The 19,335-nt window shown below is 38.0% G+C and carries 18 protein-coding genes and 2 pseudogenes; 6 read left to right on the top strand and 14 right to left on the bottom strand.

Annotated elements, in window-relative coordinates; genetic code table 11:
• Nucleotides 1-3 precede the first annotated feature (3 nt).
• The 8 genes and pseudogenes from H5968_RS00150 to H5968_RS00125 all read right to left on the bottom strand — a co-directional run bounded on the left by H5968_RS00150 (nt 4) and on the right by H5968_RS00125 (nt 6,297).
• Nucleotides 4-1,272, bottom strand: coding sequence for a nucleotide sugar dehydrogenase (locus H5968_RS00150; RefSeq protein WP_370569736.1), 1,269 nt, complete (start codon nt 1,270-1,272; stop codon nt 4-6).
• 275 nt (nt 1,273-1,547) lie between these two features.
• A complete protein-coding gene (locus H5968_RS00145) occupies nt 1,548-2,360 on the bottom strand; it encodes a Uma2 family endonuclease (RefSeq protein WP_187038308.1) in 813 nt (270 codons plus the stop codon).
• A gap of 254 nt (nt 2,361-2,614) precedes the next feature.
• Nucleotides 2,615-2,844, bottom strand: a pseudogene (locus H5968_RS25325) (ABC transporter permease); the annotation flags it as partial.
• Between the two features lie 162 nt (nt 2,845-3,006).
• The gene (locus tag H5968_RS00140; protein WP_187038307.1) at nt 3,007-3,732 is read right to left on the bottom strand and encodes a Uma2 family endonuclease; all 726 of its coding nucleotides are present in this window, start codon (nt 3,730-3,732) and stop codon (nt 3,007-3,009) included.
• Between the two features lie 163 nt (nt 3,733-3,895).
• Nucleotides 3,896-3,991, bottom strand: a pseudogene (locus tag H5968_RS25320) (Uma2 family endonuclease); the annotation flags it as partial.
• On the bottom strand, nt 3,982-4,659 hold the full coding sequence (locus H5968_RS00135; protein ID WP_187038306.1) for a Uma2 family endonuclease: 678 nt from the start codon (nt 4,657-4,659) through the stop codon (nt 3,982-3,984). The pseudogene H5968_RS25320 and the gene H5968_RS00135, both read right to left, overlap by 10 nt.
• 9 nt (nt 4,660-4,668) lie before the next feature.
• Entirely contained in the window at nt 4,669-5,424 is a 756-nt protein-coding gene (locus tag H5968_RS00130; RefSeq protein ID WP_187038305.1) for a Uma2 family endonuclease, read from the bottom strand.
• Nucleotides 5,425-5,499: 75 nt separating this feature from the next.
• Entirely contained in the window at nt 5,500-6,297 is a 798-nt protein-coding gene (locus H5968_RS00125; RefSeq protein WP_187038304.1) for an Rpn family recombination-promoting nuclease/putative transposase, read from the bottom strand.
• A gap of 219 nt (nt 6,298-6,516) precedes the next feature.
• Between H5968_RS00125 and H5968_RS00120 the strand changes: the two genes are divergently transcribed.
• From H5968_RS00120 to H5968_RS00100, 5 genes are all read left to right on the top strand, one after another.
• Complete coding sequence (locus H5968_RS00120; protein ID WP_096567904.1) at nt 6,517-6,708, top strand: DUF2862 domain-containing protein; 192 nt, start codon at nt 6,517-6,519, stop codon at nt 6,706-6,708.
• A gap of 69 nt (nt 6,709-6,777) precedes the next feature.
• Nucleotides 6,778-7,878 (top strand): ArsA family ATPase, encoded by a 1,101-nt coding sequence (locus tag H5968_RS00115; protein ID WP_187038303.1) that lies wholly within the window; start codon nt 6,778-6,780, stop codon nt 7,876-7,878.
• A 121-nt stretch (nt 7,879-7,999) separates the two neighbouring features.
• On the top strand, nt 8,000-9,034 hold the full coding sequence (gene chlG / locus H5968_RS00110) for a chlorophyll synthase ChlG (protein WP_187038302.1): 1,035 nt from the start codon (nt 8,000-8,002) through the stop codon (nt 9,032-9,034).
• A gap of 149 nt (nt 9,035-9,183) precedes the next feature.
• Nucleotides 9,184-9,453, top strand: a complete 270-nt coding sequence (locus H5968_RS00105) for a hypothetical protein (protein WP_187038442.1) — start codon at nt 9,184-9,186, stop codon at nt 9,451-9,453.
• A 229-nt stretch (nt 9,454-9,682) separates the two neighbouring features.
• The gene (locus H5968_RS00100; RefSeq protein ID WP_187038301.1) at nt 9,683-10,237 is read left to right on the top strand and encodes a protoglobin domain-containing protein; all 555 of its coding nucleotides are present in this window, start codon (nt 9,683-9,685) and stop codon (nt 10,235-10,237) included.
• Between the two features lie 107 nt (nt 10,238-10,344).
• On the opposite strand, the gene H5968_RS00095 is transcribed toward H5968_RS00100, so the two are convergent.
• The 4 genes from H5968_RS00095 to H5968_RS00080 form a co-directional block, all read right to left on the bottom strand.
• Complete coding sequence (locus tag H5968_RS00095) at nt 10,345-11,298, bottom strand: alcohol dehydrogenase catalytic domain-containing protein (RefSeq protein WP_187038300.1); 954 nt, start codon at nt 11,296-11,298, stop codon at nt 10,345-10,347.
• A gap of 45 nt (nt 11,299-11,343) precedes the next feature.
• Nucleotides 11,344-11,961: a hypothetical protein gene (locus H5968_RS00090; protein ID WP_187038299.1), complete on the bottom strand. Its 618-nt coding sequence runs from the start codon at nt 11,959-11,961 to the stop codon at nt 11,344-11,346.
• A gap of 181 nt (nt 11,962-12,142) precedes the next feature.
• Nucleotides 12,143-12,949 carry an inositol monophosphatase family protein gene (locus tag H5968_RS00085; RefSeq protein ID WP_096567894.1) on the bottom strand — a complete coding sequence of 269 codons (807 nt, stop codon included), beginning with the start codon at nt 12,947-12,949 and terminating at the stop codon, nt 12,143-12,145.
• Between the two features lie 268 nt (nt 12,950-13,217).
• Nucleotides 13,218-14,645: a BCD family MFS transporter gene (locus H5968_RS00080; RefSeq protein WP_187038298.1), complete on the bottom strand. Its 1,428-nt coding sequence runs from the start codon at nt 14,643-14,645 to the stop codon at nt 13,218-13,220.
• Nucleotides 14,646-14,795: 150 nt separating this feature from the next.
• On the opposite strand from H5968_RS00080, the gene H5968_RS00075 reads away from it, so the two are divergent.
• Nucleotides 14,796-15,740 (top strand): aldo/keto reductase, encoded by a 945-nt coding sequence (locus tag H5968_RS00075; RefSeq protein WP_187038297.1) that lies wholly within the window; start codon nt 14,796-14,798, stop codon nt 15,738-15,740.
• Nucleotides 15,741-16,110: 370 nt separating this feature from the next.
• Here H5968_RS00075 and H5968_RS00070 read toward each other — a convergent pair whose 3' ends face one another.
• Nucleotides 16,111-17,673: a DEAD/DEAH box helicase gene (locus H5968_RS00070; protein WP_187038441.1), complete on the bottom strand. Its 1,563-nt coding sequence runs from the start codon at nt 17,671-17,673 to the stop codon at nt 16,111-16,113.
• Nucleotides 17,674-17,963: 290 nt separating this feature from the next.
• Nucleotides 17,964-19,289, bottom strand: a complete 1,326-nt coding sequence (gene rimO, locus H5968_RS00065) for a 30S ribosomal protein S12 methylthiotransferase RimO (RefSeq protein WP_187038296.1) — start codon at nt 19,287-19,289, stop codon at nt 17,964-17,966.
• Between the last annotated feature and the right edge of the window lie 46 nt (nt 19,290-19,335).

Here is a 19,335-nt window from a genome sequence, read left to right as displayed (position 1 = left end):
TCCTCACAACAGAGTTACTTTATCATGGAGACAATCAAGATGACGAGTTATACCCCGTGTATCTAATACTGCTTTGGATTTGGCTACTAAATTCCTGTAATCTATGTGACTGTGATCCGTTGTGATAATCACTAAATCAGCCCCACTAATTGTTTCTTCTGTTAACTCTACATGAGAGTATATTCTATCTTGCACCTCAATCTGTGATACATAAGGATCATGGTAGCTGATTGTAATTTTATCTTGTAAAAGGTAATCAATAACCATCAAAGCCGGAGATTCCCGCCAGTCACCTAAATCTTTTTTATAGGCTACACCAATAATTAGCACTTTTGATTTAGCTGGGGCAATGCCTAAATCATTTAACACCCTCCGGGCTTTTTCTCTGACAAATAGGGGCATAGAACGGTTAATTTCCCCAGCCAAAGCTATAAAATGGGTATTAAAATTAACTTCCTTGGCTTTCCATTCTAAATAATGGGGGTCAATGGGAATACAGTGACCACCAACCCCAGGACCCGGATAAAAAGGCATAATTCCAAAGGGTTTAGTATTGGCTGCATCTAACACTTCCCAAACATTGAGGTTAAGGCGATCGCACAACAAAGCCAATTCATTTACCAATGCAATATTTACTGCTCGAAAAGTATTTTCAAACACCTTCACCAGTTCCGCAGCTTTTGCACTGCTCACAGGCACTACATGATCAATGGTTTGTTCATAAAACAATTGAGCTACTTCCAGAGAATTTTGATCTGACGCTCCTACTACCTTACTGGTATTTTTTGTAGTGTAACGTTGATTACCCGGGTCTACTCTTTCTGGGGAATGCGCTAAAAAGAAATCTTCTCCTTGCTTTAAACCACTAACTTGTTCTAAAACAGGGCGCATCACTTCATCCGTTGTGCCTGGGTAAGTTGTTGATTCTAATGTTACTAACTGTCCAGAACGCAATCGTTTAGATATCTCATGAGTAACATTTTCAACATAACTGAGATTGGGAGTCAAATTTTTAGTGAGGGGAGTGGGAACACAGATAACGATAACATCACTTTCTAAAACTTTTTCAAAATCTGTCACTGCCAGTAGTTTACCGCTACTGACAACTTTTTTTAAATCCTCATCTTTAACATCTGTAATGTAATTATCTGCCATGTTGATCCGTTCAACCCTCACTGGGTTTTGTTCTATACCCAGAACTTGATAGCCAACTTTAGCTTTTTCCACAGCAAATGGTAAGCCTACATATCCTAGACCTACTACCCCAACAATGGCTTGATGGTCAATAATTTTTTGTGGCGTTGCTGAATCATGGGATGATTTCGCCCAATTTAGAACGAATTTTCAACGGTTTCAAACGCCAATTCATCCCGCATTTATGCAACGCGTTTTTTGTTTTAGTTTATTCAAGTTTTCAAGGGCATTATTCATTTTGCTATGATTTCTTTTTTAAGCAGGTTTAGTTGTGATTTGACAACACAGCATGATACTGTCAAAGCGTAATCCGCTGAGTAATTCCGAGATTATACCCTATTTTTAGCATTAGTTTAACTTAAACTATCAGGTTCAATACCTAATTCTCGCAATTTTTGAGCTAAAATAGCGGCTTTATTCTCTGCTTCATCAGCACGTTGCCGTTCAGTTTCAGCCTTTTGCCGTTCAGACTCAGCCTTTTGCCGTTCAGACTCAGCCTTTTGGCGTTCAGCTTCAGCTTTTCGTTCTTCAATTTCTACTCTTTGGAGGGCAATTTCAGCTTTTCTAATTTCTTCTAAAATAGCTTCTTCTGGTGTAGGTACTAACTTTCCTTCAACTGTAAAATATCTTAACTTCTCTTTCCAAACGCCTAAGTATAAACCTAACTCCTGACTCCAATACCAGTCCTTTTCTGATGGTGTAATAGCTTTATATTCACTGTCTGTTAGTCGCCATCCTATTAATTCTAAGGTATTTGGGGAAAACCAAAAATACTCAGGAGTGCGGAATTGATTTTGATACAATTGTTTTTTCAATCCCTTATCTACTTTCGCTGTAGAATCAGAAAGTAATTCAATGATCACATTGGGATATTTACCATCCTCTTCCCATATTACCCAAGACAGGCGCGGACGTTTTTCCGTATCTTTGACTAGAAAAAAGTCTGGACCTCTGAAGTCTCGGTTTTTTAATTGTTGACGACTATAGTAAATACTAAGATTTGCACCAATGAAAAAATCCTCTCTATCACGCCATAACCATTCTAAACAAGTTACTAATATTAATAATTGTGTATAATGTAATGAGCTTTCCATTTCTGGCTCGTCGCTTAGTAGTTGAGTGCAATCTGGCATTAATGCTTCTATTTCTTGTGCGGTTAAAGCCATAGATTTTCTTAGGATAAATTACTATGTTTAAGTTAATTATAAACTATCCGTATCTAATGGTCTGCAATTATAGCATATTCCATCTACACGATGTAGATTATGAACAGGCAAGACTTGTACTGAGCGGTTAGTGAGCGCAGTCGAACTATGTCGAAGTATGCCTGTGCTACAAGGGTTTTATCATTAATATTTGTGCCTGATAATCATGGAAACTGCTGTATCAAATAATAGTTATATCAACAAAACAAGTCTATTTACAATAAATCCATAAACTGATGTCGCCACAGATGAAAACAAGTCCATCCTAAGGACAAAATAATTATGCCACTCAGTAACGCCCCCATATTAAACCTAAATCTGGTGCAGAACCTGATAATGTAATCTGCCGCAGACTCTCAATTATAGGCGATAGGGGATTGAAACTCAGAAAAGGCTTGACTTGAGGTGGTACGATCGCTGCTGGATAAAAGATAGGGTTTTGAACGTTAAAATAGATCAAGACTTACGCAAAAGGGAACGAAAGTAGGGGTAATTCATGAATTACCCCTAGGCAAGAATAAGGTTTTCAGTCACATCTTGCGTAAGTCCTATAGATCCCTAACTTCTCTCAAAAGAAAAAGTCGGGATCTATTGAATGACAAATTATTTACAAACTATCAAGATTAATACCTAAATCTCTTAACCTCTGAGCTAAAATAGCTGCTTTAGCTTCTGCGTCTTCAGCCCTTTGCTTTTCTGCTTCTGCTTTTTTATAAGCAATTTCAGCTTTTCTGATTTCTTCTAAATTTGCTTCTTCAGGTGTGGGTATTAATCGCCCCTCAACACTGAAATACCTTAATCTACTTTCAAACACTCCTAAATACAACCCTAATTCCTGACTCCAATACCAGCCATTTTCCGAAGGAGTAATACTTTTATATTCACTGTCTGTTAATCGCCACCCTACCAATTCTAAGGTATTAGGCGAAAACCAAAAATATTCAGGAGTTCTAAATCGGTTTTGGTACAACTCTTTTTTTAATCCCCGATCTACTTTAGCAGTAGAATCGGAAAGTAATTCAATAATTAAATTGGGATATCTACCGTCTTCTTCCCATACTACCCAAGAAGCACGAGGGCGTTTTTCTGTGTCTTTGACTAGGAAAAAGTCAGGTCCTCTAAAGTCTCGATTTTTTAACTGTTGCCGGCTATAGTAGATGCTAAGATTTGCGCCGATAAAGAAATCTTCTCTATCTCTCCACAACCATTCCAAACAAGTTACTAATATTAATAGTTGTGTATAATGTAAAGAGCTTTCCATTTCTGGTTCGTCGCTAAGTAGTTCGGTGCAATCTGGCATTAATGCTTCTATTTCTTGTGCGGTTAAAGCCATAGATTTTACTTGGATAAGTTACAATCTTTGATCCATGATAAACTAATATGATTCTTGTTAAGAATTTTCTCATTATTTCCGTAATGCCAAGCAAGACCAGCACTCCAAGCCACACGCACACCTTTAAAAGCTTGTTTGATATATTGCCATAAAATCCCATTTCAGAAAGTAATTCAATGATTAAATTGGGATATTTGCCGTTTTCTTCCCATATTACCCAGGAAGCACGAGGATGTTTTTCAGTATTTTTTACAAGAAAAAGGTATCAGGCTCTATTCCCAAAGAGCGCAATTTTTCTGCTAATTTATCTGCCCGTTGGCGTTCACTTTCTGCCCGTTTACGTTCATTTTCTGCCTGTTCAGCAAGTTCTGTTGGTATCAGTAATTTATCCCCTGTATCTAAACGGTAAAATCTTAAAAGTTTCCCTTCTACTTCTAAACGCAAACCCAAAGGTTGACATAAATTATCTGTAATGGGTTGATAAATCTCATCCTGTAAACGATAACCTTGTAATTTTTGATTTATCCATTCTCCTTTGGGATCAAATAACCAATATTCTAAAATTCCTAATTGTTCATACAATAATTTCTTGTATTCTTGATCTTGTTTTTGAGTTCCTGCACTTGTCATTTCAAAAACTACTTGAGGAACTTGTCCTTCTTCCCAAATTTTATAGTTATCTCTACCACCAGAAGGCACATCAAAAATAACCATGACATCTGGTGCTATTCTTAATTTGGGAAAACCTTGGGCATAATATAAAAATTGATTTGCCAGTACCGTTGCTTGTCTACCTGTAAGGTATTGTTTGAGAACTTCTAAGGTTGTTAAAATTGCATAGAGATGTATATAAGTTTCTGCCACTGGTTCACCATCACTACTAGGATATTCAATCTTGAAATCAGTTAATTTTACAGTTGTAGTCATAGTTTTTTCCTAATTTACTAAACTATCAGGATCTATTCCTAAATCACGCAATTTTGCTGCTAGTTTATCTGCCCTTAAACGTTCACTTTCTGCCCGTTGACGTTCGTTTTCTGCTTTTTCTGCTAATGTTGGCAACCAACCATTATTGTTATACCAACGTAACCATAAACCCTCTGTGTTTTGATAATTTCCTCGCCATAAACCTAAACCCATTTTTATTTCTTCTAACCAAAAACGGTTATCTGATAAATCGACAGGTTCATATCGAGTACCATTGAGTTTAAAACTACGGAAATTATTTTCATACCTGTCATAAATCACATAGTAAGGGATACGCAAAATTTGCTGATATACTTCCCATTTTGTGGGCGGTTTATTCACTTCTCTGAGAGTTTGTCCTAAGTCTTCTTGTTCTGTTCCTGGTGAGAGTAATTCTACTACCAAAAACGGATCAATTCCTTCTTGCCAAACTACATAACTTAAACGTAAATCTTCCTGTTGGTTAGTATTGGTAACTCCCAGTACCATATACCAATCAGGGCGTTTATACCAACTAGGATGACGTGGATCATAATATAGATTTAAGTCACTAGCTAGTAAAATTTCTGAGGTTTGATAATTGGTCGGTTGACAAGTTTCTGTCAGTAAATCCGCTTGTATACAATGAAATTCGTCCGGCAACCCTGATTCTCCTATTAATTCACCAGGTAAATCATACATTGTGGGCATGGTTTCTTTGGGTGAAGGTGGATGATTTTGATACATTTTTTATTACCTCATCAGGGCGTATTCATTGAATACACCCTCAGAAAATTAATTATTTAGTAAGCAGTAAAACTCTTAAAGTTCTCGTTGTAAATCTTGAACTTGTGCCAAAGATAATTCTGTAACTTCAGCAATTTGCTCTAAACTCATACCAATTCTTAATAACTTTAAAGCTAATTTTTTGGTTGCTTCCGTTATCCCTTCTTGTTTACCTTCCTGTCTTCCCTCTGCTAATGCTTCTTGATAAACTCTGGTTTGTTTTAAATCACTTAACCCTAACATGGCTTCTATCTCCTCGCGGCTTTTTTGGGGTAATTTATAGACGATAATTGTCTCAATTAGTTTGATCAGATCCCGTTTACTGGTGGTATCATTAATTTGTTGGTTGGCTTGGGCAATTAACTGTTTTGCTAATTCTGGTGCTGTCTGTTCTGTTTCTATTACTAGTTTAACAACTCCTACCCCTAAAGAAGTTTCTCCTAACTCATCTAAGTAAATGCGTTTGACTCGCTCCAATAGCAAGATTTCACCAAATTGTACAGGCTGTTCTCTTTCTATGGTACGACTAGGATAGATAATGACAACCTGCCAAGGATGGGGCGGTTTGTATTGTTTTAAGTAGAGGCAAAGTTCTGCAAATAGCCGATAATATAAATCATCGTCTGGTTGAAATTGTACTTCCACTACATAAAATGGTTTTTTGGCATCTTTGGTAGTTGGTAAAAATAATCCATCCAAGCGAAAAGCTAGTTGTTTGACTTCACGGGATGTAAATTCATAAGCAACTGCTTCTGTGGGAGATTTGTTAATTAATTCAAAGAAAATGCTCGGAAATTCTTGAAATAAGCTATAGAAAATGGTATCTGTTTTCACGGTAATTGGGTAATTTTATTGTCACTCATTTTAGGATTTATCTAGAATTTATAACATGATTATATATATATGGTTGAAGTATAAAATAAATAAATATATTTAAACATACACAAATGTTAAATCAGATAACTATCAAAGTAACATTTCTGAAAGCTTAACTGCCAACTAAGTCGCAGATTCCGGTACACTGAGATTTGGATTATTGGATTCTAACTAGACATGGAAATCGGACAAAAGGTTAAAGTAGTTCGTTTGCGCGATCGCGTATCTGCTCCTATCGCTCAAAAACTAGGTAAAGTAGGTGTGATAGAAGGTTACAAAGTTACAGATGGTGCTGGTATTGGTGTTGTAGTCAAATTTGATGACAATACCTCCACTTGGTTCTTTGAGGATGAAATTAAAGCCATATAGGTAGATTAGCTGTTTTATTTAAGTGCTAAGTTGGAGTTGAACAAATAGGCGGTAATTGGAAATCACGTAATGGCCTTGATACTGACATTTTTAGGCAAAAACGGCATCGCTCGCAGTAAAATTGCGATCGCCGCAGCCAAGCTATTGGCAAGCCAAGGCAAACGGGTACTTTTAGCAGGATTAGCAGAACCAACGTTGCCAATTTTACTGGAAACTACTCTCTCTCCTGACCCCCAAGAAATCGCTCCCAACTTGCAAGCAGTACAGATGCTTGAAACTGTACTGCTAGAACGCAACTGGGAAGAAGTAAAAAAATTAGGAGCACAATATCTCCGTACACCGATTTTAAAAGAGGTCTATGGACAAGAACTGGTAGTGTTACCAGGCATGGATAACGCCCTTGCTCTCAATGCGATTCGTGAATATGATGCCAGTGGCAAATATGACGCGATTATCTATGATGGTGCTGGAGACGCTGCCACCTTGCGGATGTTGGGAATGCCCGAATCTCTTAGCTGGTACGTGCGAAGATTTAGACAATTGTTTGCCAACTCCGATCTAGATAAAGCAATTTCTGAATCACCCCTCATTCAACCCCTGATTACCAGTTTATTTAATGTTAACTGGACGGCTGATAACTTCTCCCTACCCACTAACCAAGTTAATAATTTTCTTGATCAAGGTAAAGCAGCTTTAGCTGATCCTAATCGTGTCGCAGCATTTTTAGTCACAACCCCAGATCCCATAGATGTGGTCATTTCCCGTTATCTTTGGGGTACTGCCCAACAAGTTGGTTTAACTATTGGTGGCGCAATTTTAGTATCTGCTGATCAAAGCACCAATCTATCAGCAGAATTTTCACCCCTACCTATCAGCATAGTTCCTGATGTATCCAACAGTGAATGGCAACCTTTGATAGATGCTTTACCTAACTTTGTCGAGCAAGCATTAAAAGCACCCAAACCAATTGAAATAGACGTACATAATCGCCAAGTACGGCTATTTTTACCAGGTTTTGACAAAAAACAAGTCAAACTCACTCAATCGGGTCCAGAAGTCACAATAGAAGCCGGAGATCATCGCCGTAATATCTTCTTACCCCCTGCCCTCAGTGGTAAACCTGTTACCGGGGCAAAGTTTCAAAATAGTTATTTGATAATTTCTTTTTAGGTAATGGGTAATGGGTAATGGGTAATGGGTAATGGGTAAAAGTTTTTCCAATTACCAATTACCAATTACCAATTACCAATCACCAATGCCCAGTTTCCCATAGAGAGATGAAATAAATATTATGTCTGAATCAACTCCCATAAATCAAAATCCTCAACCAACTGAGATTGTAGAAACAAAAATTCAGGAAGTAACAAACTCAGAAGATCGCAGTGCGAAAACTCGCCAACTTCTGGGAATGAAAGGTGCAGCACCAGGTGAAACATCAATTTGGAAAATTCGTTTACAGTTGATGAAACCTATTACCTGGATTCCCTTAATTTGGGGTGTTGTTTGTGGTGCAGCGTCTTCCGGTAACTATACTTGGACTTTGGAAAATGTCTTAAAAGCAGCCCTTTGTATGTTGCTTTCTGGTCCATTATTAACTGGTTATACCCAAACCATTAATGATTATTATGATCGGGAAATAGACGCTATTAATGAACCTTACCGCCCTATTCCATCGGGGGCAATTTCCGAAAAACAAGTAGTTACCCAATTTGTGCTTTTACTATTATTAGGATATGGTGTAGCCTATACTTTAGATTTATGGGCTGGTCATTCATTTCCTAATATTTTAGGACTGTCTGTTTTTGGTTCTTTTATTGCCTACATTTATTCAGCACCACCATTAAAATTAAAACAAAATGGTTGGTTAGGAAATTATGCTTTAGGTGCAAGTTATATTGCATTACCTTGGTGGGCGGGTCATGCTTTATTTGGTGAGTTAAATTGGAAAATTGTAGTTCTCACCTTATTTTATAGTTTGGCAGGTTTGGGAATTGCTGTTGTTAATGATTTCAAGAGTGTAGAAGGCGATCGCCAACTTGGTTTAAAATCATTACCAGTCATGTTTGGTGTACAAACTGCCGCGTTAATTTGTGTAATCATGATTGACTTATTCCAAGGTTTAGTTGCAGGTTATCTTGTCAGCATCCATGAGAACTTGTACGCCGCAATTTTGGTATTATTAATCATTCCCCAAATCACCTTCCAGGATATGTATTTCTTACGTGATCCTATAGCAAATGATGTCAAATACCAAGCCAGCGCCCAACCTTTCCTAGTATTCGGAATGCTAGTAACAGGTTTAGCATTAGGACACGCGGGAATTTAACGGTTAGCAGGGAACAGAAGGCAAAAAAAGGCAAGAGTTAATATTATGCCCAGTCCCCAGTCACTTTAATATATCTTCAGAAAGAAGTGATCAATGAGGAGTTAGGAGTTATATTAGTTCCTAACTCCTCACTTGTATTGACTATTGCCATGTTAAATTTTGTATCTTTTCTCATTCATGGGATACAGCCATTTTTAATTCCCATTTGTTTTGTCGTCGCTTGGACAACCATAATTATAGTGTTTCTCAATTTATGGACAGCGACAAAAGACACCGTGAAAACTGCTAAAAAAATGCACCAAATTCCCTGTCATAATTGCCAATTTTTTACTAATAATTATCGTCTTAAATGTACAGTAAATCCTTATATTGCGAATACAGAAGAAGCAATAGATTGTAAGGATTATCAAGCACATTAAAATTTTGATTCTGAAAAATATTAGACAATCAGCAGGTTATTTTCCCCAGATACACTACAAATATTTGTAACAATTTTTGCCATTTTCAGAACTTCCTCAACTTTGTCAGTTAAATTACAACCAGATAAATTACAACCAGACAGTAAAGGCTACTTAAAAACCTATCTGTTTGTAAAGTACGTATTTGTGCGTATTTATTGGATAACTTGATAAAGTTGAAAGGATGAATATGAGTATAGAACCTTCTGCTTTCATGAAAACCTTAGTCAAAAGGTTTGATTTCCATGAAAATGATCAATCAACCTTAAAAGCAAACGCAGACTGGGGATTAGAAATTGCCGCAGAAATGGCAGATCATTTCTATGCTTACTTAGGTCGTGATGAAGAAATGAATGCAGTTTTAAACGAAACTGAAGGAAGAGTTCATAGATTAAAACAAACCTTCGTTACATGGTTTCATGAAATGTTCACAGGAATTGATCATTGGGGTGATGATTATGCTGAAAGAAGGTGGAAAATTGGTCTAGTTCATGTCAAAGTCGGGATTCAACCCCAACATATAGTACCCGCAATGGCCACAGTAGTCAACGAAGTAGGAAAAAAACTCAAAGCACAAGAAAAATCCGAGGAATTAAAAGATGCTTTAGGTAAAATTTGCATGATTGACCTAGCATTTATTGAACAATCATATATAGATGTTGCAACAACTGCTGTATTAAGAGAAACTGGTTGGTCAGCAGCTTTATTTAAACGTTTAGTTACCAAAGGTGCAGAATCAATGTGAGATTTTCCTTCAACAATTGAAAATTAACATTGGATAATTGACGATTTAAAACTAGAATAAAATAATTATCAATTGTCAATTATCAATTATCAATTGTCAATTATCAACTAATTCATCTCTAACAACACCTTTAAAACTCCCTTAGTTTGTGCTTTTGCAAAAGCAGCTAAACCTTCACTCAATGGATAATTTGCTTGAATCAAATATGTAACATCTATCTGATTTTTTGCTAATAATTCCAATGCTGGAGAAAAGGGACCACAACGAGAACCGATCAGGGTGATTTCATCTACCACTAATGAAGACATATCCACACTTAAATCACCAGCGTAGGTACTTTTTAAAACTAGCGTACCTCTAGGACGTAAAGCGCGACGTGCAGTAGCAAAACCTTCAGGATTTCCTGTACAATCTACAGAAATATCAAAACTTCTATCTTTTATATCATCAACTAAACCTGTTTTTATTCCTCTATTTTCCAAGTTTGCTAATTTATCTTTGTGTCTTCCTACTACTAATACATCACAACCAGTTAACGCTAAAGTTTGCGCTATTAATTGTCCTAATTTTCCATCTCCTACAACTAAAACTCTATCATCTGGAATGATTTTTACCTGTTCTTGAATTTCTAAAGCTGCTGCAATAGGTTCAGTAAAAGTTGCTGCATCTGTAGAAACATTTTCTGGGACAAGATGCAGGTTTTTTTCAGGTAAACACAGATATTCAGCAAAAGCACCATTACGATTAACAATACCTAAAACCGTGCGATTTTCACAGTGGGTAGGTTCTCCCCGCAGACAAAACCGACAATAACCACAAGCAGCGTTTATTTCACCAACAACTCTTTTATTTATTAAATGTTCTGAACCTTTTTCTACAATTCCTACAAATTCATGACCTAAAATACCTGTATAGGGATAATAACCTTTGAGTAATTCTAAATCAGTATTACAAATACCTGCACGTAAAACCTTTACTACAGCTTCTCCCTTTGGGGGTTGGGGAATGGGAATATCCGTTTTTAATTGTAATTCTTTATTTTCTAACCAAAGTGCTTTCATAATTTGGTAATAGGTAATTGGTAATGGGTGATTGGTAAATGGTGATTAGTTATTTATTTCTTGTAAAATACCGATAATTGAACTAACCAAAATATCTACATCTCCAGGAACTTTAAACAAATTAATATCTTGGGTTATTTGTTGTTGACTACTATCAATCTTACCAAATTGCCAAACATTACCAATAGTAACAGCACCATACAAAATACTCTTTTCCTGAATTTGAGATAATGCAATTAATTCTACAGCTAATTGTGTAAAACCTCTAGTCAAATCATCATTTTTAGCTTCGATAACCAAGAAATTATTATTTAACCGTAAAAGATAATCAAGATTACCCTTGAGTTGATTATTAATAGCAAGAGGGTATTCAATTCGCATTTGACAATGACAATAACGAATTACCTCCAACAAAATTGGAGATACTAAAGTTTCCCTTCTTGCAGTTTCATTACTCAAACTAACAAAAGGTAAAATATCCTCTATTCTTTGTTTGAGTGCTGGTAATTCTTGAAATTCCTGCTTGGTTTGTGGTAAAGATAGGTGCGTTTTAATTAGAGAGTAATTAAATTCAGCTAAAATATCATCTGCTTCATAAGGTAACTCAAAATAAGACCGAAAAGTATAAGATTGATCTTCTTGCAGAATTTTCATTTTAGCCATAGCACCTACCTTTTTTATTTTATTATTTCAAATCTTCATTTCTCTGTGTTGTCTGTGTCTCTGTGGTTCGTTATTTCTGATTAGAACTTAGGTAAAATTTAACTAAAAATCTGATTCTTATGTAGGGGTAATTCATGAATTACCCCTACTTTCGTTTTGTGTTGCGTAAGTCCTGCTAATACTACAATTTAACACCTTTAAGAAATGGTGTAAACACAGATTCCACCCTTGGATCACTGACAACCATTGTCGGAAAAGAAATATTACTATAATCAACACCTGCTATTAATGGAAAAGGTTGATCTTTTAAAGATATCCAACAACCACCAGCAGCTTGTAAAATTACCCAAGCACCTGCAATATCCCAAACTTTTGGAGTCGCTTCCACACCTCCCAAAACCGCACCAGTCGCAACAGTTAAAAAGTTATAACTTGCAACTCCTAACATCCGCAACTTACAAGGAAAACCCGGTTGAATAATTCCCGTACTGCGAGAACAAAGATTAAAAAAATGATTTCCACTCGGATCATCCTTACTGGTGTGGATAGGATGGTTATTTAAAAATGCTCCTGTTGGCGTTTGCAAGCCTGATGAACCAGCCCAAAAACCATGAAAGGTTTGATTTAATGGTGGTACATGAACATAACCGAAAATGGGCGTACCTTGATAAAGTAAACCTAAAGAAATTGCCCAGATAGGAATACCCCTGGTAAAATTTGTTGTCCCATCCAAAGGATCAATTACCCAACACCATTCTGTATCAGGAAAAGTTTTATCACTTTCTTCACTTAAAATTCCATAACCTGAAAAAGTAGAAGCTATAGCATCTCTAATTTCTTGATCCGCCCATTTATCAGCTTGAGTAACTAAAGTTCCATCAGCTTTTTGAGATGCTTGAACTTTACCAAAATCCTGCATTAATTGTTTTCCCACTCTGCTTGTAATAGTTTGGGAAAAATCTAAAATCGTATTCCAAAAATCATTCATGTTTAATTCGTAATTCGTAATTCGTAATTATTTATTGGTCATTAGTCATTGGCTAATTATACCTCATCACCAGTCACTAGTCACCAGTCACCGGGAGCATCCCAATTTTGACAAAATAAACGCAGCAACACTAAAAAATCTCTCACAATCTCTTACCTTTGTGTCCTTTGCGTCCTTTGCGGTTCAATCATATCAAGTCTTGGAGCATTTTATTTCCCTAGATAAAAATAAATTTACACATTTGGGATGCTCCCCAGTCACCAGTCACCTAATCTAAATCACTTTCTAAAACCGAAGCTAAAGCTTGCTTAGTATTGGTTTGAAATTCTGTCACATTTACCCTGTTTAAAAACCACAGAGAAATGATCATTCCCAAAGCTTCTAAAACAAAAACCATACCATAAGCTAATACTAAATTATTGGTAAACAAATTGCGACCAATATCTAAAACAGTACCACCAATGACTACAGCTATTCCTCTAGATATAGATTGTGCTAATCCCCATGCACCGATAAAAGTACCTGCGGCTTCTGCTACTGTTAAATCTAACATTAAACTGACTGCGCCAGTGGTGACAAAACCGGTAGATAAACCAAATATTACTAAACCAAATTTTAAAAAGTTGGCATTACCAGAAAAACCGGAAAATCCTAATAATAAGGCGGAAAAAGCTACTAAAATACAGCCTAGTTTAATTGTTTTGCGTTTACCTATACGTGGCACAATGAAAAAGCCAGTTACACCATAAGCTATTAAAATTCCCGTACCATAAAAAACATTAAGTTTGGTACTTTCAGCCAAAGGCATTTTAAACACTTCACCCGCATAAGGTTCTAAAATTGGATCTTGCATGAATAAACTAATTGTCATTACCAATAAAAAGGTAAAAAACAAACCTGTTTGCGGACTAGCTGTTAATATTGACCAAGCTGCACCTAAACTAATGCTATCTTCTCGGTTTCCTGGTGTGGAACGTTGATAAAAGCGAGAATATTTTTTTTCTACACCTACAGTAGAAATAATAGAGAAAAGAAATACTACACTAGGAACAATTAGAAATAATCTATTAATGGCAGATTGTAAAGTCTCTAAAGGTGCATTTCCATCCAATTGTTTTAATAAACTAGAACTAACAATTGCTCCTACAATAATACCAACCATTAGCATTGACCAGACAATACCAACGACTTGGGAACGGTTATCTTCTTCGGAAATATCTACTAATAATGCGGCAAATGCAGTACCACTAACACAAATTGCTAAACCATAAATAGCAAAAACTAAACCTAAAACTCCTGTCCAAGCGATCGCTTGAGTTGTCCATACCCAACTATCACCACTGATAGCGTTTAACTGCCAAATTACTTGTACTGCTAAAAAAGCAGCGATCGCAAATATTGCCGCCCCGATCCACACATAAGCTGTACGATGATAACCCAACAACGGTTTAGCATCAGATATCTGTCCAAATAAAATTCGCGTCGGAGAGACAAAAGCAGGTATAGCTAACACTATAGCTACTATTGTCGCCGGAATGGCGATTTCTTGAATCATGACTCGGTTGAGTACCCCCAGAGTCAAAATAGACATCATACTCAACCCCATCTGAAAAAATCCTAACCTAAACATAGTCGGTATGTTGACCTTGGGTACGGTTAGGGAGTCTTTTGGGGTATCGAAAATATCACCTGCCATAACTACTGTTTTGTATTGTTTACAGAATTTCATCTTCCATTAACCAAGATAAACCGAAATGTTCAACCACTTTCGACTAACCTGAACAAGATGATAAAAGACGATAAACTAAATATTTAAAGAAATGTAAATAAAATCCATTTTAGCAAAATGAAAACCATCACATTAGGTCAAAGTGGCGTAACCGTTCCCCCTATGTTTTTGGGAACATGGGCTTGGGGCGATAAAATCTTTTGGAATTATGGCGATAGTTACGGTGAAGAACAGTTAGAAGCAGCTTTTAGCGCCGCTGTAAACGCTGGTGTCACTTTTTTCGACACTGCGGAAGTGTACGGGTTCGGACTTTCTGAAGAGTTGTTAGGAAAGTTCATGAAGCAAACATCGCAACACGTACAAATTGCGACTAAATTTGGACCATCTCCCTGGCGTTGGAATAGTAAATCCGTATTGGAAGCTTTAACAAACAGTCTTAACCGTCTGCAACTTGAAAGAATAGAATTATACCAAGTTCATTGGCCGTTTACATTTTTTCTCAGTCAAAAAACTTTGTTGAATACCTTAGCCAACGAAGTGCATAAGGGTAGAATTGGTGCAATAGGTGTTAGTAATTATTCTGCATCACAAATGCGAAAGGCGCACAAAATATTAGCCGCAAGAGGAATACCTTTAGCAGTAAACCAAACTCGTTATTCTCTGCTAACACGGAAAATTGAAACCAATGGTATTTTACAAACAGCCCGTGATTTAGATGTAACAATATTAGCTTATAGCCCCTTAGCTCAGGGATTATTAACAGGTAAATATACACCTGCTTATAAACCCACAGGAGCGAGAACCATAGACCCGCGATTTAGTCAAGATGGTTTAAATAAAATTGTCCCAGTCTTATCTTTATTGCGGAAAATTGGTGAAAAATATGATCGTACCCCTGCCCAAGTAGCCCTTAACTGGTTAATTGCCCAGGGGAACGTAATTCCCATTGCCGGAGTCAAAAACGCCGAACAGGTAAATCAGAATGTTGGCGCTTTAGGTTGGAACATGACCAAGGATGAGTTACAAGAGATAGATCAAATTACCCAACCTTGGAAAAATTGACGAGAAGTCGGAAGTTGGGAGGCAGGGGAGCTTACAAGGGTAGGTTTTTTACATTGTCGTGAGGGCAAGACTTGGGGGACAAGGAAGGACAGTGGACAAGGGAGGAAAACAGTACAAAATCATCTTCTCTTGGTAACAAAAAGACCATTGTGCTGAGAAAATCTTCCTTGTCTACTTTCCACCCTTGTCTTCCTAGTCCTGCCTTCACAGTTAATATTAAAAACCTACCCTTGTGAGGGAGGCAGGGGAGGGGAAGCAGGGGAAGCAGGGGAAGAATATTTATCTTTTGCCTCTTGCCTCTTGCCTTTTGCCTTCTATTCCCTATTCCCTATTCCCTATTCCCTATTCTCTATTCCCTATTCCCTATTCCCTATATCTGTTTTTGATTACCTGGTAAAACAGGAGACTCATGACGGTCATAGCGTTCTTGGCGTTCCTTCCGTAGTTTGGGTTTGGGTGTAGGCCTTCCTTCATCGCCATTTCTGTCAGACTTAGACCAGGAACGTCCACGATTACCTCCAGAACGCTCGTTGTAGTCACCGCCAAAATTGCGTTCTGAGCGATCGCCATCACGACGTTTGTTGAGTTTGGGTTTGGGAGTAGGTTCTTCATCAGGAACATCTACACCATTTTGCAACCAAGCGGGACGGGTTTGATCGTAAGCCAGTTGTAAAGCTGCTGCTGCGATCGCCTGAGCATCATATTTTTCAGTCAATTCGCTAATAATGGGCAAGAATGAAGCCAACCGTTCACCTGCTAAAGCTTCAGAAACCTGATCTTTCAATTTCTGAATGTGTCGAGCTTCAATTTGCGCTCTGGTAGGAATTGTTAACACCTGCCAGCTTTGACGGTTATGGCGTTCAAATGCCTGTTGCTTACGACGTTCAAATGGTTGTACCAAAGAAATCGCAGTACCTTCTTTACCAGCGCGACCAGTTCGTCCGATCCGGTGCAGGTAGGTTTCTACACTATCAGGCAAGTCAAAGTTAATCACGTGGGAAAGCAGATCCACATCTAAACCCCGTGCCGCAATATCAGTAGCTACCACCCAGCGTACTTGGGCATTACGGAAACGAGTTAATAATCTTTCCCGTGCTTGTTGGGATAAATCACCATGATATTCATCTACACTGTGACCAGCAGCTTGCAATTGATTGGTCAATTCTGCGGCTGTGCGTCTGGTGCGGACAAAGATTAAAGCTGTGTCTGGATCTTCCATTTCCAAAATAGGTTGCAAAGCTTTAGCCTTTGTCCAGTGTCGAGGAATTAGATAAGCTACTTGGTTGATTTTATTGGGTGCAGCTTTTGGTTGCTCAACTGTAACAGTCACCGGAGAGTTTAAAAACTTATTCACCAACTGGCGAATAGATGGGGGCATAGTTGCCGAGAATAAAGCCGTTTGCCGATCTTCGGGAGCTTGGGACAAAATTTTGATCACATCATCAATAAAACCCATGCTCAACATTTCATCGGCTTCATCTAAAACAAACCATTTCACTTGGTCGAGCTTTAAACTACCACGTTCCAACAAGTCTATTACCCGTCCTGGTGTACCGACAACTACATGAACACCACGTTTTAGCTGCATCATTTGTCGGTCAATAGACTGACCACCATAGATAGCCAAAACACGCAAACCATCATCACCCATAAACTGGGAAATGGCATCATGAACCTGCATCGCCAATTCACGAGTCGGTGTTAAAACTAACGCTTGTACTGCTCTTTTACTTACATCCAATTTTTCCAACATGGGCAAAGAAAAAGCAGCCGTTTTCCCTGTACCTGTTTGGGATTGACCCACTACATCACGACCCGCCAAAAGTTGGGGAATCGCTTGCATTTGAATGTTGGTAGGTGCGGTGAAGCCGATTTTTTCTAATTGTTCAACACGCTCTTGGGAAATGCCTAGTTCTTGAAAGGTAAGATTCATTAATTCTCCTAGATTTTCTTTATTGTGAATTTTGGACTTGTAAGCCGAATACTTAATACCAATTCGTAATATTTCCTTCGGTCCGGTTAGGGATACGTAATTCATAATTTATAATTATGGCAGTCCGACCGAATCTGGGTTTGAGGACTTTAATCAGTCGCCGAATTTTAGAGAATTGGTATATTTTGTAAGTTAGGTAATGGGTAATGGGTAATTGGTGATTGGTGATTGGTGATTGGGAAAAATACAAATAATTTTCCTCTGCTTCTTACCCAGTCCCCAGTTCCTAGTCACCGATCACCATTCACCACCTCACCATAGAGGTCGTAGGCATCAGCACTGGTGATTTTGACTGGTACGATTGTTCCTAGTCTGGCTTCGCCTGTAACATAGACTTGACCATCAACTTCTGGGGAAAATCTGGCGGAACGGCCAATTAACTCTCCACTTCCGGGGTTTTCTTGCTCAATCAGGACATCAACTATTTTCCCGACTTCCTCCTGATTTTTACGGAGAGAAATAGGTTGTTGTAATGCCATGATTTGATCGCGTCGTTCTACCATCAATTCTTGTGGTAATTGATTGGGTAGGTTATAAGCTGGTGTTCCTTCTTCTGGAGAAAAGGTGAACACACCAACATGATCAAATTCATGTCGTTCTGTAAACTCTAGTAAATGCTGAAAATGTTCCTCTGTCTCTCCAGGAAAACCAACTATCAATGTCGTTCGCAGCACTGCTGATGGTAAGGCGGTTTTGATGCGCTCAATAATTCCGTCATTGACTCTACCCTGCCAAGGACGATTCATGGCGCGAAGTATCTCTGGATGAGAATGCTGTAACGGCAAATCTAGATAAGGTAGGAAATTAGATGTTTCTTGAATTGCCGCAATTACATCTGGGCTTAGTCCCGTAGGATAAGCATAGTGCATCCTCACCCAGGGTATATCTACTTTCCCCAAGGCACGAATGAGTTCCGCTAACTTTGGTTTACCGTAAATATCTAATCCATAGTTAGTGGTGATTTGGGAAATGAGAATTATCTCTTGTACCCCTTGCGCTGCCAGCTGCTCTGCTTCGGCTACTATTGATTCAATTGTACGCGATCGCTGGTTTCCTCTCAAATGAGGAATTATACAAAATGCACAACGATAATCACATCCTTCGGCAACTCTCAGGTATGCTACTCCTTCGGTTGTTGTCCTGTAGCGTGGTGTGGTTTCATCAGCTATGTAGGTGGGTTCGGAGCTAATTTGTTTAACTCGCTCTCCCTGTTCTACTCGCTCAATCACATTGACTATTTTGTGATAATCTCCTGTGCCAACTACCGCTACTGCTTCTGGCAACTCTTCCAATAATTGTTCTTGAAAGTGTTGCGCCATGCAACCAGTAATTACTACTTTTTTATTGGCTTCTGCCAGTTCTACTAAGGTTCTTACCGATTCTTCCCTGGCAGCTTCGATAAAACTACAGGTATTTACTATTACATAATCTGCTAACTCTTCATTTGAATCTACACCATAACCTGCTTCTACCAACAGCCCTAACATATGTTCTGTATCTATTCGGTTTTTCTCGCAGCCCAGGTGTGAAATCGCAATCGTTGGCTTGTCACCCATATTTTGAAAAAATCTTCAATTTTTTTCTCTTTTCTTCAAACATTAC

Origin of the sequence: Sphaerospermopsis sp. LEGE 00249 (genome assembly GCF_014299995.1) — a bacterium.
GTDB lineage: Bacteria > Cyanobacteriota > Cyanobacteriia > Cyanobacteriales > Nostocaceae > Sphaerospermopsis > Sphaerospermopsis kisseleviana.
The sequence above is the reverse complement of the archived record's forward strand: the minus strand, read 5'-3'. Positions and strand labels throughout refer to the sequence as shown.

Bases quoted from the DNA above. Each gene is read 5' to 3' on its own strand.
- H5968_RS00145 (WP_187038308.1), bottom strand. From the start codon at position 2,360: ATGGCTTTAACCGCACAAGAAATAGAAGCATTAATGCCAGATTGCACT.
- H5968_RS00140 (WP_187038307.1), bottom strand. From the start codon at position 3,732: ATGGCTTTAACCGCACAAGAAATAGAAGCATTAATGCCAGATTGCACC.
- H5968_RS00135 (WP_187038306.1), bottom strand. From the start codon at position 4,659: ATGACTACAACTGTAAAATTAACTGATTTCAAGATTGAATATCCTAGT.
- H5968_RS00130 (WP_187038305.1), bottom strand. From the start codon at position 5,424: ATGTATCAAAATCATCCACCTTCACCCAAAGAAACCATGCCCACAATG.
- H5968_RS00120 (WP_096567904.1), top strand. From the start codon at position 6,517: ATGGAAATCGGACAAAAGGTTAAAGTAGTTCGTTTGCGCGATCGCGTA.
- H5968_RS00115 (WP_187038303.1), top strand. From the start codon at position 6,778: ATGGCCTTGATACTGACATTTTTAGGCAAAAACGGCATCGCTCGCAGT.
- chlG (WP_187038302.1), top strand. From the start codon at position 8,000: ATGTCTGAATCAACTCCCATAAATCAAAATCCTCAACCAACTGAGATT.
- H5968_RS00105 (WP_187038442.1), top strand. From the start codon at position 9,184: ATGTTAAATTTTGTATCTTTTCTCATTCATGGGATACAGCCATTTTTA.
- H5968_RS00100 (WP_187038301.1), top strand. From the start codon at position 9,683: ATGAGTATAGAACCTTCTGCTTTCATGAAAACCTTAGTCAAAAGGTTT.
- H5968_RS00095 (WP_187038300.1), bottom strand. From the start codon at position 11,298: ATGAAAGCACTTTGGTTAGAAAATAAAGAATTACAATTAAAAACGGAT.
- H5968_RS00090 (WP_187038299.1), bottom strand. From the start codon at position 11,961: ATGGCTAAAATGAAAATTCTGCAAGAAGATCAATCTTATACTTTTCGG.
- H5968_RS00085 (WP_096567894.1), bottom strand. From the start codon at position 12,949: ATGAATGATTTTTGGAATACGATTTTAGATTTTTCCCAAACTATTACA.
- H5968_RS00080 (WP_187038298.1), bottom strand. From the start codon at position 14,645: ATGGCAGGTGATATTTTCGATACCCCAAAAGACTCCCTAACCGTACCC.
- H5968_RS00075 (WP_187038297.1), top strand. From the start codon at position 14,796: ATGAAAACCATCACATTAGGTCAAAGTGGCGTAACCGTTCCCCCTATG.
- H5968_RS00070 (WP_187038441.1), bottom strand. From the start codon at position 17,673: ATGAATCTTACCTTTCAAGAACTAGGCATTTCCCAAGAGCGTGTTGAA.
- rimO (WP_187038296.1), bottom strand. From the start codon at position 19,289: ATGGGTGACAAGCCAACGATTGCGATTTCACACCTGGGCTGCGAGAAA.